This window comes from Streptoverticillium reticulum (assembly GCF_047456005.1).
Taxonomy (GTDB): domain Bacteria; phylum Actinomycetota; class Actinomycetes; order Streptomycetales; family Streptomycetaceae; genus Streptomyces; species Streptomyces reticulum.
Window position 1 is genome coordinate 1,039,292 of record NZ_CP179755.1, and the last position, 17,027, is coordinate 1,056,318.

The window sequence follows — 17,027 nt, forward strand, 5'->3', positions numbered from 1 at the left end:
ACCTCATGTCACACGGCGGTGCCCGGCGGCCGTTCACCCGCCCGGCACCGTCCAGCCCAGGACCGACGTGGACTGCAGCCACGCGAGCAGGCACAGCGCGGCGAGCACGCCGAGGCTCCAGCCGATCACCTTGCGGAGGATCTCGCCCTCGCGCCCCGAAATCCCCAGTGCACCCGCGGCGATCACCAGGTTCTGCATGGCGGCGGCCTTGCCCTGAACGCCGCCGGTGCTGTTGGTCGCGGCCATGAGCAGCGGGTTCAGGCCCGCCTGCCGGGCGGCGGAGACCTGCATGGCGCCGAACAGGGCGTTGGAGGATGTGTCCGAACCGGTCAGGGCCACCCCGAACCAGCCGAGGAAGCCGGAGAGCAGGGCGAACGCGCGGCCGAGGCCGGCCAGCCAGGTGCCCAGGGAGACGGCCATGCCCGAGAGGTTCATGACGTAGGACAGGGCGAGGACGCAGGCGATGGTGAGGGCGGCCCGGCGCAGGCCGTACACGGTCTGCGCGTAGCAGCGCACCGCCCGGCGGGCCGGTACGCGCAGGATGACGGCGGTGAGGATTCCGGCGATCAGCAGCAGCGTACCGGAGGCGCCGAGCCAGGCGAAGTCGAAGACGGTGACGGTGACCGGGCGGCCGTCCGTGCCGTGGACGTCGAGGCCGGGCCAGGAGAAGGTCACGTCCTGGGAGGCGAGAAAGCGCTGTACGGGGCCGTGGTACGAGGTCAGGGCGAACAGGGCGATCAGGAGCGCGTACGGGGAGAAGGCCCGGGCGACCTCCGACGGGCGGTCGGGGGGCGGGGAGTCTTCCGATGTGTCCGGTGCGTCGGGGGCGGGCAGTCGGCCCCGCGGCTTCCAGACCCGTAAGAGCGCGATCAGCGCGGCCGTCGAGCACAACGCCGCGACGATGTCGGTGAGTTGGTAGGCGAAGTAGTTCGAGCACAGGAACTGTCCCGCGCCGAAGCCCACGCCGGCGGTCAGCGCCGCGGGCCACGCCTCCGTCAGGCCCCTGCGGCCGTCGAGCATGAGCAGCAGGACGAACGGTACGAGTGCCGCGATGACGGCGGACTGCCGGCCGACCATGGCGCCGAGGTCGTGCGCCGGGTACGCGGTCACCTTGGCCAGCGTCTGGATCGGGTTGCCGACCGAACCGAAGGCCGCGGGTGCGGTGTTGGCGAAGGTGGCGACCGTCGCCGCCCTGAGCGGCCCCAGACCGAGGGAGAGCAGCAGCAGGGACGTGATCGCGACCGGGGTGCCGAAGCCGGAGAGGGACTCGATCATGGCGCCGAAGCAGTAGGCGATGAGGACGGCCTGCACGCGCAGGTCGCCGGAGAGCGAGGAGAACGTCCTGCCCACGATGTCGAAGTGGCCTCCGACGCGCTGCAGCCGGTTGATCCAGACGGCGTTGAGGACGATCCAGACGATGGGGAACAGTCCGAAGGCCGCTCCTTCGGCGGCGCCGTCGACGACCTGGGGCAGCGGCATGCGGTAGACGGTCGCGGCGATCAGGGCGGCGGTGGCCAGGCCGCCGAGTGCGGCGCGGTGGGAGGCGGTGCGCAGCACGCCGAGCAGGGTGAGGAGCACCAGCAGGGGGAGGGAGGCGAGGAGTGCGCTGAGGGCGGGGTGCCCGAGGGGGTCGGGGACTTGCCGGAACACGGATGCGTCTCGCTTTCTCCGGTGCCGAGGGGCGGTCTGGCCGCGAGAAAGTTCCGCCATGCGGAAGCACACTTTCGGTAGTCGGCAGCATGGGGCGCCGGTGTCCCGGCGTCAAGTGCCCGGCCGCGCCCGGCCTTTCAGCGGCCTTTCAGTGGCCCTCCAGTGCCGCGCCCAGTGTCTTCGCCGCCTCCGCGACCAGCGCGCCGAACGCCGTGCGCGAGGTCTCGCTCATCCGGCTCGTGGGGACGTTGACGCTGATGCCGGCCACCGGCGGTCCGCAACCGGCGGCGACGACCGCCGCCGCGACCGCCGAGACGTCCGAGCGCCACTCGCCGCCGTTGACCGCGTAGCCCCGCGCCCGGATGACGGCCAGTTCCGCCCGCAGCCGTTCCGGGTCCGTGATCGTGGTGTCGGTGTAGCGGGGCAGGCCCTCGGCGAGGTAGCGCTCGATCGTCTCCGGCGGGCTCGCGGCGAGCACGGCCTTGCCGTTCGAGGAGGCGTGGAGCGGCAGCTGCTGCCCCAACGGCAGGACGATACGCACGGGTTGGGATGTCTCCAGCCGCTCGATCAGCACGACCTTGCCGCCCTCCGGGACCGTCAGGTGGACGGTCTCGTCGGTGCGCCGGCGCAGCTCCTCCAGCACCGGGAGCGCAACGTCGCGCAGCCCGAGCTCGCCGGTGGCGCTCCGGCCGACCTGCAGCGCCTTGGTGGTGACCGCCCAGCGGGTGACCAGCTCCCCGGTGGGCCGGATCCAGCCCGCGCCGTGCAGGGTGACCAGCGCGCGCTGCACCGAACTCTTCGGCAGGCCCAGCGCCCTGGCCAGCTCCGCCACGCCGGCCGGCTGGCGGGCGGCGACCTCCTCCAGGGTCCGCAGGGCGTTGAGGACGTTCTGCATCCGTTGACTCCTTCCGCTCGCCGCGCCTACCCTCCGGCATGCCTCTTCACGGTACGGCGTGCCGTAACACGGCACAACGGCTTGGGAGTTGATCGTTCATGGCCTCCCGCATCGGACAGCACTTCCTCCAGATCCCCGGCCCCACCAACGTCCCCGACCAGGTGCTGCGCGCCATCGCGGCACCGACGATCGACCACCGGGGCCCCGAGTTCGCCGCTCTCGTCCTCCGGCTGCTCGACGCCCTCAAGCCGGTGTTCGGCACGGACGGTCCCGTCGTGATCCATCCCGCCTCCGGCACCGGCGCCTGGGAGGCCGCCCTGGTCAACACGCTCAGCCCCGGCGACCGGGTGCTCTTCTGCGAGACCGGCCACTTCGCCGCCCTCTGGCAGCAGATGGCCCGCTCCCTCGGTCTCGACGTCGTCGTCCTGCCCGGTGACTGGCGCCACGGCGCCGACCCGGATGCCGTGCGCCGCGAACTCGACGCCGACAGCGGCCGGTTGATCAAAGCGGTGTGCGTCGTGCACAACGAGACCTCCACCGGCGTCACCAGCCGCGTTCCCGGGATCCGGCAGGCCCTCGACGCCGCCGGGCACCCCGCGCTACTGCTCGTCGACGTGGTCTCCTCGCTCGCCTCGATCGACTACCGGCACGACGCCTGGGGCATCGACGTCACGGTGGCCGGCTCGCAGAAGGGCCTCATGCTTCCGCCCGGGCTGGGCTTCAACGCCGTCAGCCGCAAGGCGCTCGACGCCGCCCGCACCGCCCGGCTGCCCAAGTCCTTCTGGGACTGGCGCCCCGTCATCGAGGCCAACCGGCACGGCCTCTTCCCCAGCACCCCCGCCACCAACCTCCTCTACGGGCTGGAGGAGGCCCTGCGCCTGTTGCACGCCGAGGGCCTGCCGCAGGTCTTCGCCCGGCACGCCCGGCACGGCGCCGCCACCCGGGCCGCCGTGCGCGGCTGGGGACTCGACGTCCTGTGCGCCGACGAACGCGAGTACTCCGCCACCCTCACCGCGGTCGTCCTGCCCGACGGCCACGACGCCGATCACGTACGTGCCGTCATCCTGGAGCGCTTCGGGATGTCCCTGGGCGCGGGGCTGGGCCGGCTCGCCGGCCGCGTCCTGCGCATCGGACACCTCGGCCGGATCGGCGACCTGACGCTCGCCGGCACCCTCGCCGGCGTGCAGATGGGACTCCAGCTCGCCGGCGTGCCCCTCGACCCGCGCGGACTCGACGCCGCCCTCGACCTGCTCCGCGCCCCCTGAACGGAGACGCCCGTGACATCGGCTCCCGGCAGCAGCACGGCCGACGGCCTCGCCCGGCGGCTCCGCCGCGACCTCGACGGCGAGGCCCGCTTCGACGACTACACCCGCCACCTGTACTCCCGCGACGCCAGCATGTACGCCATCACCCCGCTCGGCGTCGCCTTCCCCCGCCACGCCGAGGACGTCCGCGCGGCCGTGGCCGCGGCCGCCGAGCACGGCGTGTCCGTCACCGCACGCGGCGCGGGCACCAGCCTCGCCGGACAGACCGTCGGCGCCGGGCTCGTCCTCGACCTCTCCCGCCACATGCACCGCATCGTCGACCTCGACCCCCGGACCCGTACCGCCGTGGTGGAGCCCGGAGTAGTCCAGGACCAGCTCAACCGGGCCGCCGCCGCGCACGGGCTGATGTTCGGGCCCGACACCTCCACCAGCAACCGGGCCACCATCGGCGGCATGATCGGCAACAACTCCGCCGGCAGCGGCTCCCTGCGCCACGGCATGACCGTCGACCACGTCCGCGCACTGGACGTCGTCCTCTCCGACGCGACCTGCGCCCGCCTCGCACCCGTCACCGAGTCCGAACGCGCCCGCCGCGCCGGCCCGTCCACCCTCGAAGGCCGCATCCACCGCGACCTCCCGCGCCTCCTCGCCGCCAACTCCCGGACGATCGCAGAGGACTTCCCCGCCTTCTGGCGGCGCGCCTGCGGCTACCGGCTCGACCGGCTCGCCGACAGTTCCCCCTTCGACCCCGCACAGCTCCTCGTCGGCTCCGAGGGCACCCTCGCCCTCACCACCCGCGCCGACGTCGCCCTCGTGCCCGCCCCTGCCCGGACCGTCATCGCCGTCGGGCACTTCACCTCCGTCGACGCCGCCGTCGCGGCCACCGAGGACGCCCTGGCCTGCGACCCCGCGACCGTCGAGCTCCTGGACCGCACCATCCTCGAACTCTCCCGGCAGAAGATCGCATACGCCTCGCTGTCCGCCCTCCTCGAAGGCGACCCCGGCGCCCTGCTGTTCGTCGCCTTCACGGGCGACGACGCGGACGAACTCCGCGGCCGCCTCGACGCACTCACCGCCCTGTGGGCCCGCCACGGCCACGGCTATCACACCCTGCACGCCCTCACCCCCGACCGGCAGGCCGCGCTCCTCAAGGTCCGCAAGGCGGGACTCGGCCTGCTGATGGCCGCCGGCGAGGGCACCCGACGGCCCCTGGCCTTCGTCGAGGACACCGCCGTCCACCCCTCGCAACTCGCCGCCTACACCCGCCGCTTCCGCGCCGTCCTCGACCGGCACGGCCTCACCGCCGGCTTCTACGGGCACTGCTCCGTCGGCTGCCTGCACATCCGGCCCTTCGTCGACCTCGCCGACCCCGCCCAGGTCCGCATCCTGCGCGCCGTCGCCGAGGAGATCAAGGACCTGGTGGGCGAGTTCGGCGGCGTCAACTCCAGCGAGCACGGCGACGGTCTGGCCCGCAGCGAGTTCAACCGGGAGGTCTTCGGCCCGCGTCTGTACGAGGCCATGCGCGAGGTCAAACGGCTCTTCGACCCCGACAACCGGTTCAACCCCGGCAAGATCGTCGACGCCCCCGCCATGACCGACCACCTGCGCGACGCCGCCCTCGCCCCCGCCGCACCGCTGCGCACCCGGCTCTCCTTCCCCGTCGTCGACGGCATGCGCGGCGCCGCCGACCGCTGCATGAACATCGGCGCCTGCCGCAAGACCGGCACCGGCACCATGTGCCCGTCCTACATGGCCACCCGCGAGGAACACGACTCCACCCGCGGCCGCGCCGGCGCCCTGGTCAAGGCGCTCTCCTCCCCCGACCCCCGGCACGCCCTGGGCGACGAGCGCCTTCACGAGATCCTCGACCTGTGCCTGATGTGCAAGGCGTGCAAGAGCGAATGCCCGCTCGGCGTCGACATGGCCACCCTCAAGGCCGAGGCCCTCTCCCACCGCCACGACCTGTACGGCGTCCCGGCCCGCTCCCGCCTCTTCGCCGGCGCCCGCACCCTCAACCGGCTCGGCTCCGCCACCGCTCCCCTGTCCAACCTCCCCGGCCGGATCCCCCTCCTGCGCACCCTGCTCGACCGGACCCTGGGCATCACCCCGCACCGGCCGCTGCCCGTCTTCGCCCGCGGCAACCTCGTCCGCTGGGCGCAGCGGCGGAGGCTCACGGCACATCCCGCGCCCCGAGGTCAACTCACCTTCCTCGCCGACTCGTTCACGACCTACACCGAGCCGGGCATCGGCCGCGCCGCCGTGGAGCTGCTGGAACACTGCGGCTGGGAGGTCCGCCTGGAGAGCGGCGGCTGCTGCGGCCGCGCCGCGCTCTCCAAGGGCCTGGTGGACGCCGCCAAGGAGCAGTCCCGCGCCCTCGCCCACCGCATCGCGGCCTCCTCGCCCCCGGGTTCACCGGTCGTCGGCTGCGAACCCTCCTGCCTGATGACCCTGCGGGACGAACACCTCGCCCTGCACCCCGGCGACCCCGTCGTCACCGACCTCGCGGGCCGGGTCCGCCAGGTCGAGGATCTGCTCCTGGAAGCGGTTGCCGACGGCCGGCTCCGCCTGCGCGCCGACTCCTGGCCCGCCGGCCGGCGCCTGCTCCACCACGGCCACTGCCACCAGAAGGCCGAGGTCGGCACCGCGGCCACCGTCGCCCTGCTCGGGGCCGTGCCCGGCACCGAGGTCGTCGAGCCGGACGCGGGCTGCTGCGGCATGGCGGGCTCGTTCGGCTACGAGTCGGAGCACTACGCACTCTCCATGACCGTGGGGGCGGACCGGCTCTTCCCCGCGGTACGGGCCGAGCCCGACGACACGGTGATCGTCGCCACGGGGACCTCGTGCCGCCAGCAGATCCTCCACGGGACGGGGCGGCGGGCCTGGCATCCGCTGGAGGTCGTCCGCGCTGCACTGTGAGCAGCCGATCACCAACCAGCTTCGCTTCAAAGGGAGTTGAACCGACGAGACCTTGTGATTTTGTTCAACAATCCCTAGGCTGCCGTATCCGGCGGCCGTTCGCCGCCCTCCACCCTCACCTCCGCGAGGTGCGCATGGGAACCATCGCCCCACGCCTGCCCGGACCGCAGGCGTCCGCAACCCCGGCCGAGGCCCGCGCGGCCTTCCGGGACGGCACGGCAGGGCCCACCGCCGGCTGGGCCGACGGCCGGACCCAGGCCAACCTGATCGCCGTGCCGCAGGACTGGGCCTACGACGTCCTGCTGTTCGCCCAGCGCAACCCCCAGCCCTGCCCCGTCCTCGACGTCACCGAGCCCGGCATCCCCGGCACACCGCTCGCGCCCGGCGCCGACCTGCGCACCGACCTGCCCAAGTACCGCGTGTGGGAGGACGGCCGGCTCGTGGCGGAACCCGGCGACGTCACCGGTCTGTGGCGCGACGACCTGGTGGCGTTCCTCATCGGCTGCAGCTTCACCTTCGAGGCGACCTTGAGCGCGGCGGGCATCCCGCTGCGCCACATCGAACAGGGCCGCAACGTCTCCATGTACGTCACCAACCGCCCGTGCCGGCCCGCCGGCCGGCTGCACGGCCCGCTGGTGGTCTCCATGCGGCCCGTCCCCGCGGGGCAGGTGGCCGAGGCCCGCCGGCTGACCGCCCTCATGCCCGCCGTCCACGGCGCACCGGTGCACGTCGGCGACCCTGCCGCGATCGGCATCGAGGACCTGGGTGCCCCCGACTTCGGCGACCCGGTCGAGATCCGCAGCGGCGAGGTCCCCGTCTTCTGGGCCTGCGGAGTGACGCCCCAGGCCGCCCTCATGGCCTCGGCCCCGCCGTTCGCCGTCACCCACGCGCCCGGGCACATGTTCATCACCGACGCGAGGGACTCGGCCTACCGGCTGCTGTGAGCGCCGTCGGACGGAAGGCTGTAGGACGGAAGGCTGTAGGACGGAAGTCCTAGCCGGAGATCCGCACAGCGCCGGTGCCGCGGCCCGGCCGTCGGCTGGAAGGGTTGATCGTCCGTACCCCCAGCCGACCCGGGGAGATCATCGTGGAGCCCTCGTCCAGCCGTCACCCGGCCGCCGCCCCCGACGCCTCTGGAGCCCTGCGGCTGATGGAGGAGACCTTCGGGTTCCTCCATTCCGCCGCCCTGCGGACCGCCGCCTCGCTCCGACTCGCCGACCGGCTCGCCGACGGACCGCGCACCGCCGCCGAACTCGCCGCGGACACCGGCACCGACGGCGCTGCACTGCAACGGTTACTGCGGCACCTGGCATCGCGCGGCGTCTTCCAGGAGGACGACGCAGGCGCGTTCGGGCTGACGCCCGCCGCGTACGCCCCGCGCACCGACGTCCCGGGCTCACTGCACTCCGCCGTGCTGCTGCTCACCGACGACATGTTCCAGCGTTCCGCGGCCGACCTCGCCGGGACCGTGCGCACCGGGGAATCCGCCTTCCCCCGGGTCTTCGGCACCCCTTTCTTCCAGCACCTCGAAACCGACGGCGCGGCGAGGGAGGTCTTCGACGCCGGGATGGCGGCCTTCTCCGGCCCGCTCGACGACGTGGTCGCGGCCGCTTACCCGTTCCCGGAGCGGGGCACGGTCGTGGACGTCGGCGGCGGGCGGGGCGGGCTGCTCCGGTCCGTCCTGCTGCGCCACCCCGGCCTGTCGGGCGTCCTGTTCGACCGGGCCGCGGCGGTACGCGAACCGCTGCTCGCCACAGAGGAGTTGTCCGGACGCTGGCGGGCCGAACCGGGGGACTTCTTCGCCGCCGTCCCGGAGGGCGACGTCCTCCTCCTCAAGCACGTCCTGCCCGACTGGAGCGACGAGGACTGCGTCCGCATCCTGCGGTCCTGCCGGCGGGCCCTCGCCCCGGGCGGACGGGTCCTGGTCGTCGACGCCGTCCCGCCGCCGGGCAACGCACCGCACCCGGGCAAGGACCTCGACCTCCTGATGATGACCGCCCTCGGCGGCAGCACCCGCAGCCCCGCCGAACTCGACGCCCTCTTCGCCCGCTCCGGACTGCGCCCCGTCCGCATTCTGCCCACGCCTGGCTTCGCCTCGATCGTGGAGGCGGCCGCGGCCTGAAGGCCCCGTTGTCCCTTCCGCAGAAGGGCCGTCACGGTGAATGCGGTGGTCGGAGAGGGTGAACGTGGCGAACCGGGCGCTCTGCAGACTTGGCCTGCACCGGCGCTCCCGGTAGCAAGGCTGCGGGATTCACCAACCGCGAGGGTCAGGACCACACAGTGAAGAGAACCAGTCGCACGAAGATGGCGGCCGCAGGTCTTTTCGGCCTGCTGCTGGCCGGGGGCACGGCGTCGCCCGCCATGGCCTGGGGTCACGGGCGGTACGGCGACGACGGCAATACGTACGTCCATATCTCTGCCGGATTCTCCTGCGAGGGCAGGGCGGCCCGGACCTGCATCAACGGGCCCATGAACAGCGGCAATACCAACAACGCGCAGAACGTCCGGCTGACCGGGACTCCCACCAGCAGCGGCAGTCCCACGAGCAGCAACGGGTCCGTCAACTCCGGTTCGTCCTCCACTGGCTCCTCGTCGCACAGCTCCAACCACCTGGACCACACCGGCGGGGGCGGCGGCCAGTTCACGTGAACCGACGCCGACGCCACGGCATCCGCAAACGCCTCGGCCCCCGGTCACCCGGGGGCCGAGGCGTTTCGGGGTCCGGGCAGCGTCCGGATCATCACCAGGGGAGGATCGGGTGCCCCAGGGAGGTGTCGTTGCTGCTGTTGGACCTCGGGCCGTTGACCTCGTTGAGGCTGTTGGTGGAACCGGCGGCGTTCTTGATGTTGCCGCTGTCCACCGGGTTTCCGTGGTTGAGGAAATTGTTGGAGTTCTCGTTGTTTCCGCTGTCGACCGGACCGTTGATGCAAGGATGCGGCGACTTGATCCTCGGCGAGTAGTAGTTGTACTCGACGAGGCGGTTGTTGCAGACCACTCCCGACACCATTTGCGTAACGGTACCGAGATCGGCGCCCGCCACGGCGCCCAGCAGGGATCCCGGACTGGACGGATTGGTGGTCTGTGCCTGCGCGATGCCGCTGCCGAACAGCACCAGACCGCATGCCCCGGTGAAGCTCACCGCTTGCCCGAGTCTTTTCACGACGCTCCTCGCCGGTCCGCCTGTTGGTCCAGGACGTATCGTTGCCGTGGTTGTCCCGCCCGGTCTCGGCAACCCACAGAAGGCCAAACGCTCGCGGACCATATTCAGCCGGACGGCCCAATCCTCGACGGCACCGGGCCGGCCTCTGCGACGAAGGGGTCGCGCCGGAAGTCCCCGGGCGACTGCCCCGTGGCGCGCGTGAAGAACTTGCCGAAGTTGGCCGCCTCGGTGAAGCCCAGGCGCCGCCCGATCGCGGCGGCGGACAGATCCGTGTGCGCGAGCAGACGCTTGGCCTCCAGCGCCACCCGGGCGTCGACGACGGCCTTCGCGGACATCCCCGCCACCCGGTGACAGGCCCTGGTGAGGGTCTTGGGCGTCGTGGCCAGGGCGGCGGCATGGGCGGCGACGGACCGGTGGTCGGCGTACGTCTCCTCCAGCGCGGCCCGGAAACGGGCGAAGAGCTCGGCTGCCCCGGCGGGGGCCGGCCCGCGTTCGGGGCCGGGCAGCAGGGCGATCCTCAGCAGCAGGGCCGTGAGCAGGTGCCGCAGCAGCTCGGTGGCCGGCTGCTGCTCGTGCGCGGCGTGGGCGGCGGCGATCAGGTCGGTGTGCAGGGCGAGTTCGGCCCGGTCGGGCCCGGACAGCCGCCAGTGCGCGGGGCCGTGGGGGTCGTCCAGCAGGCCCCGGGCCGTCGAGGGCGACGGGAAGTCCGGGGTGAAGAGGACGAGACGGGCCCGGAGCCCCGGCTCGGGGGCGTACCGGTGGACCTGGCCCGGACGGATCCACAGCAGCGTGCCGGGCCGGCAGTCGTGCCCGACGAAATCGATCATGTGCGTCCCCCGGCCGCGGGTCACCAGGACGAGGAGATGGAAGTCGAGCCGCTGCGGAGCGCCCTCCTCGCCCGGCGGCACCCGGCGGCGGGCGTCGGCAAGGGTCCCGACGTCCATACCGAGCGCCGGACAGTGCGGATTCCGGTAGCCGACGTCGACGATCGGCGCCGTATGTCCGTTTTCGACCATGGCCATGCCCGAACATACCTCGCACACCGTTCACCCGCCCCCGCAGAGTGGAGATCCGGAAGGCACGGGAGGAGAGCGCCATGGCCACCACGACAGGAACGGTGCCGCCCGGCACCGCGGCCGTCCGCAGACGCCTGGGGGCAGCCCTGCTCGCCACCGTCCCGGCCCTGGCCCTGCGGCTGACCGATACGGATCCCGGGGCCGTCGGCGGCATGCTCGTCTTCGGCCTCGGGGTCCTCGCGGCGGCCGTCCTGCTGATGTGGGCGGCGGAGACCGCCCGCGCCGACATGCCCGGCGCGCTGGCCCTGTCCCTGCTGGCCTTCGTCGCCGTGCTGCCCGAGTACGCCGTCGACCTGTACTTCGCCTACAGCGCGGCCGGCACGCCCGGCAACGCCGCCTATGCCGCGGCCAACATGACCGGCGCCAACCGGCTCCTCATCGGCGTCGGCTGGCCGCTGGTCGCCCTCGCGGGGTTCCTCGCGGCGCGCCGCACCGGCCGGCGCGGGCGGCGGGTCCCGCCGGACGTGGTGCTGGGCCCGCACCGCCGGATCGACATCGGCTTCCTCGCGGTGGCCGCCGTGTTCGCCTTCGTCATGCCGCTCACGCGGCAGATCGCCTGGTACGTACCGCTGTTCCTGGTGCCGTGGTACGGGTTCTACCTGTGGCGCATCGGCCGCAGCGGCGCCGACACGGACGAGGAGCCGGTGGGCGTCCCGGCCCGGCTGGCCGGACTGCCCGCGTCCCGGCGCCGGCCGGTGACGGCCGCGCTCTTCGCGGCGGCCGCCGTGGCCGTCTTCGCCTCGGCCGAGCCCTTTGCGAACTCCCTCGTCGGGGCGGGCAGTTCGCTGGGCGTCGACCGCTTCCTCCTCGTCCAGTGGGTGGCGCCACTGGCGACCGAGGCGCCCGAACTCCTCGTCGCCGTCGTCTTCGCATGGCGCCTGCGCGGCGACGACGGCCTCGGGGCACTGCTGAGCAGCAAGGTCAACCAGTGGACCCTGCTGGTCGGCCTGCTCCCCGTCGCCTACCTCGCCGGAGGGGGCTCCCCCGGCGGCCTCCCCCTCGTCGAGCGCCAGGTCGACGAGGTCGCCCTGACGGCGGCGCAGACCGTCCTGGCCGTGGTCGTCCTCCTCGACCTCCGCTTCCGGGCGTGGGAGGCGGCAGGCCTGTTCGGCTTGTTCGTGACCCAGTTCCTCCTGCCGTCCGAGAGTGCCCGCCCGGTCCTGACGTACCTGTACCTGGCCCTCGCGGCGATCCTGCTGACCCGGCGGTGGCACCTGGCGGCGCCGGCTCTGCGGGCGATCGGCGGTGCGGGAGGCTCAGGAACAGCTACTGCTGCTGCAGCTGGAGGAGGAGCAACTGCTGGAGGAACAGCTGCTGGTGGAGCAGCTGGAGGAGCTCGAACAACTGGAGCCGCCCCCGTCGCCGGAACCGCAGCCGAAGCCGGATCCGCCACCGGCGTCGCAGGAGGCCCCCACGACGACCGTCGAGCAGGAGGAGGATGAGGAGACTGAGGACGAGGAGCCGTAGGTGCTCGCCCGGCGGCTCCGGGCGGCACGACGTGCGGCCTCGCTCTGTTCCGCCGCCTTCTCGAACTGCTTGCGCAGGTCGTCGTCGGTCAGGGCCCCGAACCCCCGCACGGCGACGACCCCGGCGAGGCCTTCGGGGTGGACTGCCGGGTCGCTCTCCTGCCAGGGATCCTTCCTCCTCAGGTCCTGGGCCACGGCACGACCGCGATCGGTGTACGGGATCCAGCCCTTGCCGGGTCGGCACGTCATCTGCACCACGATCCCGGCGACCACCAGCGGCAGCAGGATCAACGGTGCCGGGTAGGAACGGGTGTTGAACAGCAGCACGAATGTAATGAAGCCCGCGACGAAGAGCCCTGCCCGCTGCAGGACGACGACCCGGCGCCATATGCGCCATGCCCTCGCGGTCAGCAACAGTCCTTGCTTCACCAGCACGTCGTGCACGGCTTCCAGGGCAGGGTCGCGCCGCATGGCCCTGCGCACCCCGCGCAGGGTGTTACTCCAGGTGGAGCAGCGCTTCAACAGCGCGCGCTCCATGGCGTTGTGGGTGACGGGTTCGACCACCATGACCTTGTCGTTCTTCACCGTGATGCGTTTGTCGGCGTACATCCTGGTGATGACGGTGTCGGCGACCCTGCCCGCGCCGCCGCACAGATAGGCCACCTCCACAAGGTTCGGTTCGGGGTCGAGGAAGCCTGCTCCCCGCGCCTGCCGCCGTATCCGCAGCAGCCACGCGGAAGGGAGAAGCAGGCACAGCAGTGCCCCGAGGGCAGCAAAGATCATCGGTCGGTTGCCTTTCGTTCAGCGCGCGGCAGGCGTCAGGCGCTCAAGCGCAGTGCCGTGGCCAGGCGGCGAAGAAGTCCGGGGGGCGGGGGCGGAGCCGTCTGCTCCGCAACCCAGGTGGCGAGGCGGCGGCGCCGGTCCGGTTCGGGGACGGCGTCGGGCGTGCTCAGCAGCGCGCGGGCGAAGTCGAGCGCATCCCGGCGGTAGCCGTCGGCCATGGGCCGACCCTGGGTGTGGGCGAGGAACAGGCGCCGGAAGTCCCGGCCCAGGATCTCCCGCAGCGCGGGGGCCGTCCTGGCCGCCACCCCGGCCCGTTTGTCGAGCAGTGCACGCCGCTGCGCTCCCAGCCGCCCGGGGTCGAAGCCGGCCGGAGGTGGGGCGCCGGCCACCAGGGAGGAGAGCAGCGCGGACTGCGCCTGGGCGAGCCGTTGCCGTGCCGCCGTGGCGCCGGGGTCAGACACGGTGGGGCGCTCCCCCGGCCACCACGGACCGTATCGCGTCGAGTTCCGCCGACAGCACGCTCGCTTCGGGGAAGTTGTCGTCCCGCTCCAGCAATACGCCGGGGGGCGTGGCCCGTTCGCACAGTGCGGCCAGGACGTCCAGCACGGGCCGCGGCACCGGATGGGCGTGGCTGTCGTGCCACAGGCCCTCGCGCTCGAAGCCGCCTGCCACGTGGACGTAGGCGATGGCCTCGACGGGCAGTTCGTCCAGGACGGACGCGGGATCCTCGCCGCGGTTGACGTGGTTGGTATGGAGGTTGGCGACGTCGACGAGGAGCCGCACGGCGGTCCGCTCCACCAGTTCGGCCAGGAACTGTCCTTCGGTGAACTCCTCGTCGGGCCATGTCAGGAAGGCCGCGACGTTCTCCAGGGCCAGGGGGACCGGGAGCACGTCCTGGGCGATGCGCACGTTCTCGCAGAGCACGTCCAGGGCGTCGCGGGTGCGGGGCACCGGCAGCAGGTGCCCGGCCTCCACCCGCGGCGTGCCGGCCCGGACGAAGGCGATGTGCTCGGTGACCAGCGGCGCTTCCAGCGCCTCGGCCCGTTCGGCCAGCCCGACCAGGCGGCCGAGGTCGGGGCGGTCGGCGCCGCCCAGGCCGAGGGAGACACCGTGCGGGACGACGGGCGTACCGCGCTCGCGCAGCCGCCGGAGGGAGTCGGGGAGGTGGCCCGGGCAGATGTTCTCCGCCACGACCTCCACCCAGTCGACTCCCGGCAGCCCTTCGACGGCTTCGGCGATCTGCGGCCGCCAGCCGATGCCCGTCCCCAGCACTTTCATGATCCCGCCCCTCGTGCTCCCCCGTGGCGCCCGGCGCCCTGTACGGAGAGTGATTCCCCTCCCCGCACTTTACTAACCCTTGACCGAGGGGGTGAAACGGGATCCGTGTGTGATCTTTGCTTCGAGGTCCTTCCGCCGGGATCCTCCCGTCAGGCGGCGGCCCCTGCCCCGACCAGGTCCCTGTGGTAGCGGCGCGCGACCTCGGGGTGCGCCCGGAGCCAGCCCTTGATCTCGTTGCGACCGTACTCGGCGAACAGCGGGTTGGCCGCGTCCTGGGTGACGCCGGGGGCGCGGTCGGCGTGCGGGAACGGCACCGGCGCGATCCGGGCGTCCAGCCGCGGGTTGTAGAAGAACGGGACCGAGAAGCGCTCCCGCTGTCCGGGCGGGCTCACCACCCGGTGGTTGGTGGCCTTGAGGTAGCCGTTGGTGGCCACTTCGAGCAGCTCGCCGAGGTTGACGACGAAGGCGCCCGGCAGCGGCGGCACGTCGATGAAGGTGCCGTCCGGGTTCTCCACCTGGAGGCCGCCGACCTGGTCCTGCAGCAGCAGGGTCAGGAAGCCGTAGTCCTTGTGGGCGCCGACGCCCTGCCCCGCGCCGTCGGGGGCGCTGCCGGGGTAGCGGACCAGCTTGAGGTGCAGGTGGGGACGCTCGGCGAAGGCCTCGTCGTAGAAGTCCGCCGGGGCGCCGATCGACGTGAGCAGCTCGTGGAGCAGCTGCCGGGCCACGGAGCTCAGCCGGTCGATCCAGTGCAGGGCGCTGGCGCGCAGGGAGGGCAGCGAGGCGGGCCACTGGTTGGGGCCCTCCAGCCACCAGTAGCCGGGCTCGTCGCCGGCGGGTATGCGCGGGGTCCGCTCGGCGCCTATGTCGAGCTGGTCGCGCCAGTCCCGGCTGCCGCCGGTGCGCTCGTCGCCGATGCGCGTGTAGCCGCGGAAATGGGGGGAGTTGAGGTTGCTGATGGCCAGCCGCTCGGCCTCGGGCAGGGCGAAGAAGGCGCGCAGGGCGCTCATCAGTGCATCGGTCTCGGCGGGGGTGATGCCATGGCCGGTCAGGTGGAAGAAGCCCACGTCGCGGGCGGCGGTGTGCAGCGCGTCGTGGAGGCGGGCGCGGGCGTCGGGCCCACCGGAGGCGGCGGAGAGGTCGATGACGGGAAGCTCGTTGATCATGGGGTGTCCCACAGCGTGAAGGCCCGGTCGCACCCGGTGGTGACCGGGTGGCCCGCGAAGCCGCCGCAGGTGTGCGGAAGCGCGGGGCCGGGAAGCGGCTAGGAAAGCAAAAGCTGGCAGAGCTCGGAATGCAGAAAAACGCAGACAGGAAGAGCACAAAGAGGCCACGGCAGCAGAGGTACCGGGCGGCAGCGTGAAGCGTCAGGCGGAGCGGCGACAGGACATGGTCGTGACGCGGACGAAGTCCACGTGGCGGCGCTTGACGAGCGTATTCACATCCCTGAGGGTAATACGTTCGCGCCGCGATCGAACCCCCGGGACGGGTGGGACAGGTCACACCTCCCGGTCAGCCCCTCCCCTTGTCGACCACCAGCGTCCGCTCGTAGTGCTTCATCTCCTCGATGTCGCCGGTGAACGGCCGGATCTCCGCAAGGAACGGCGGGAAGTGCGGACCGCGGCGGAACCCGTTCTCGTGGTCCTCCACCGAGGTCCATTCGATGCGCAGGACGTAACGCTCGGGTTCCTCCACTCCGCGGGAGAGTTCGTAGCCCAGGCACTGGGGCGCGGAGTACAGGTGCTGCACCGCGGCCGCGTACGCCTTCTCGAAGGCGGTGCGGCGCTCGGGGTCCGCAATGCGGTAGCGGACGTATTCGACGGTCATGGGTGCGCCTCCATCGGGTCCACCGGATTCGGCCGGAATACGCCCCAGCATGGCGAAGCGCGCGGTCTCTTGTCGCGATCCGTGGCCGAACGGCCCGGCGGGACACGCCGGATGGGACACGCTGCGCCAAACCGGCGCGAGGGGCAATGGGTCGAATGAGTGAAAGTCCGGAACTTCTTAATTTGCCCGGAGTTACTCAGATCACTTCCCAGCGGGAAACGCTCGATCGATCGAAAGGCTAGAGAAGTGCTCAAGAAGGTACTCGCCACGGCGGCCCTGACGGCTACCGCGGTCGGCACGATGGCCGCCCCGGCGATGGCCATTGGCAACGACACCGACGTGGCCAACGCGAACGGCGCCAAGACCGGTTACGGCAACACCAAGACCGGGGGCCAGGAGAGCCCGCAGATGAGCCTGATCCAGGGCACGCTCAACAAGCCTTGCATCGCCATCGGCAAGGCCGAGATCCAGTCGGTCATCGGCCTCATCAACATCGGTCTCCAGGACATCCCGATCCTCACCTCGCAGCAGCAGCAGCAGTGCACCGACAACTCCACGATCAACGACGGCGACGACGCGCTGTCGCACATCCTGGACGAGATCCCGATCCTGTCGGGCAACGGCTCGGCCAACGGCTGACGATCGCAGTAGTCGGACGGAATTCCCCCCGCTCCGGGTGTACGGGCACCCGGAGCGGGGGGATTCTTCTGCGCT

General features: G+C 72.2%; 13 protein-coding genes and 2 pseudogenes. 7 read left to right on the top strand and 8 right to left on the bottom strand.

The window, feature by feature from the left end:
* Positions 1–33: 33 nt before the first annotated feature.
* Positions 34–1,650 carry an L-lactate permease gene (locus ACMATS_RS04695; protein WP_414166987.1) on the bottom strand — a complete coding sequence of 539 codons (1,617 nt, stop codon included), beginning with the start codon at positions 1,648–1,650 and terminating at the stop codon, positions 34–36.
* Between the two features lie 148 nt (positions 1,651–1,798).
* Entirely contained in the window at positions 1,799–2,545 is a 747-nt protein-coding gene (locus ACMATS_RS04700; RefSeq protein WP_414166988.1) for an IclR family transcriptional regulator, read from the bottom strand.
* A 98-nt stretch (positions 2,546–2,643) separates the two neighbouring features.
* On the opposite strand from ACMATS_RS04700, the gene ACMATS_RS04705 reads away from it, so the two are divergent.
* The 5 genes from ACMATS_RS04705 (at position 2,644) to ACMATS_RS04725 (ending at position 9,375) form a co-directional block, all read left to right on the top strand.
* Positions 2,644–3,810, top strand: a complete 1,167-nt coding sequence (locus tag ACMATS_RS04705; RefSeq protein WP_414166989.1) for a pyridoxal-phosphate-dependent aminotransferase family protein — start codon at positions 2,644–2,646, stop codon at positions 3,808–3,810.
* 12 nt (positions 3,811–3,822) lie between these two features.
* Positions 3,823–6,726 carry an FAD-binding and (Fe-S)-binding domain-containing protein gene (locus ACMATS_RS04710; protein WP_414166990.1) on the top strand — a complete coding sequence of 968 codons (2,904 nt, stop codon included), beginning with the start codon at positions 3,823–3,825 and terminating at the stop codon, positions 6,724–6,726.
* 134 nt (positions 6,727–6,860) lie between these two features.
* On the top strand, positions 6,861–7,670 hold the full coding sequence (locus tag ACMATS_RS04715) for a putative hydro-lyase (protein ID WP_414166991.1): 810 nt from the start codon (positions 6,861–6,863) through the stop codon (positions 7,668–7,670).
* Between the two features lie 143 nt (positions 7,671–7,813).
* On the top strand, positions 7,814–8,848 hold the full coding sequence (locus tag ACMATS_RS04720; protein ID WP_414166992.1) for a methyltransferase: 1,035 nt from the start codon (positions 7,814–7,816) through the stop codon (positions 8,846–8,848).
* A 158-nt stretch (positions 8,849–9,006) separates the two neighbouring features.
* Positions 9,007–9,375: a hypothetical protein gene (locus tag ACMATS_RS04725; RefSeq protein WP_390778692.1), complete on the top strand. Its 369-nt coding sequence runs from the start codon at positions 9,007–9,009 to the stop codon at positions 9,373–9,375.
* Between the two features lie 91 nt (positions 9,376–9,466).
* Here the strand turns inward: ACMATS_RS04725 and ACMATS_RS04730 are convergent, their stop codons facing one another.
* Positions 9,467–9,886 carry a hypothetical protein gene (locus ACMATS_RS04730; protein ID WP_390778691.1) on the bottom strand — a complete coding sequence of 140 codons (420 nt, stop codon included), beginning with the start codon at positions 9,884–9,886 and terminating at the stop codon, positions 9,467–9,469.
* 104 nt (positions 9,887–9,990) lie between these two features.
* The gene (locus ACMATS_RS04735) at positions 9,991–10,908 is read right to left on the bottom strand and encodes an AraC family transcriptional regulator (RefSeq protein ID WP_414166993.1); all 918 of its coding nucleotides are present in this window, start codon (positions 10,906–10,908) and stop codon (positions 9,991–9,993) included.
* Between the two features lie 74 nt (positions 10,909–10,982).
* On the opposite strand from ACMATS_RS04735, the gene ACMATS_RS04740 reads away from it, so the two are divergent.
* Positions 10,983–12,404: a sodium/calcium exchanger protein gene (locus ACMATS_RS04740; protein ID WP_414166994.1), complete on the top strand. Its 1,422-nt coding sequence runs from the start codon at positions 10,983–10,985 to the stop codon at positions 12,402–12,404.
* 126 nt (positions 12,405–12,530) lie between these two features.
* Here the strand turns inward: ACMATS_RS04740 and ACMATS_RS04745 are convergent.
* The 4 genes and pseudogenes from ACMATS_RS04745 to ACMATS_RS04760 all read right to left on the bottom strand — a co-directional run.
* Positions 12,531–13,211, bottom strand: a pseudogene (locus ACMATS_RS04745) (TIGR04222 domain-containing membrane protein); the annotation flags it as partial.
* A gap of 35 nt (positions 13,212–13,246) precedes the next feature.
* Positions 13,247–14,489: pseudogene (locus ACMATS_RS04750) on the bottom strand (DUF692 domain-containing protein).
* 149 nt (positions 14,490–14,638) lie between these two features.
* Positions 14,639–15,652, bottom strand: a complete 1,014-nt coding sequence (locus ACMATS_RS04755; RefSeq protein WP_414166995.1) for an isopenicillin N synthase family dioxygenase — start codon at positions 15,650–15,652, stop codon at positions 14,639–14,641.
* A 346-nt stretch (positions 15,653–15,998) separates the two neighbouring features.
* Positions 15,999–16,313 carry a putative quinol monooxygenase gene (locus ACMATS_RS04760; protein WP_390778687.1) on the bottom strand — a complete coding sequence of 105 codons (315 nt, stop codon included), beginning with the start codon at positions 16,311–16,313 and terminating at the stop codon, positions 15,999–16,001.
* Between the two features lie 246 nt (positions 16,314–16,559).
* Between ACMATS_RS04760 and ACMATS_RS04765 the strand changes: the two genes are divergently transcribed.
* Positions 16,560–16,952 (top strand): rodlin, encoded by a 393-nt coding sequence (locus ACMATS_RS04765; RefSeq protein ID WP_414166996.1) that lies wholly within the window; start codon positions 16,560–16,562, stop codon positions 16,950–16,952.
* Positions 16,953–17,027 lie beyond the last annotated feature (75 nt).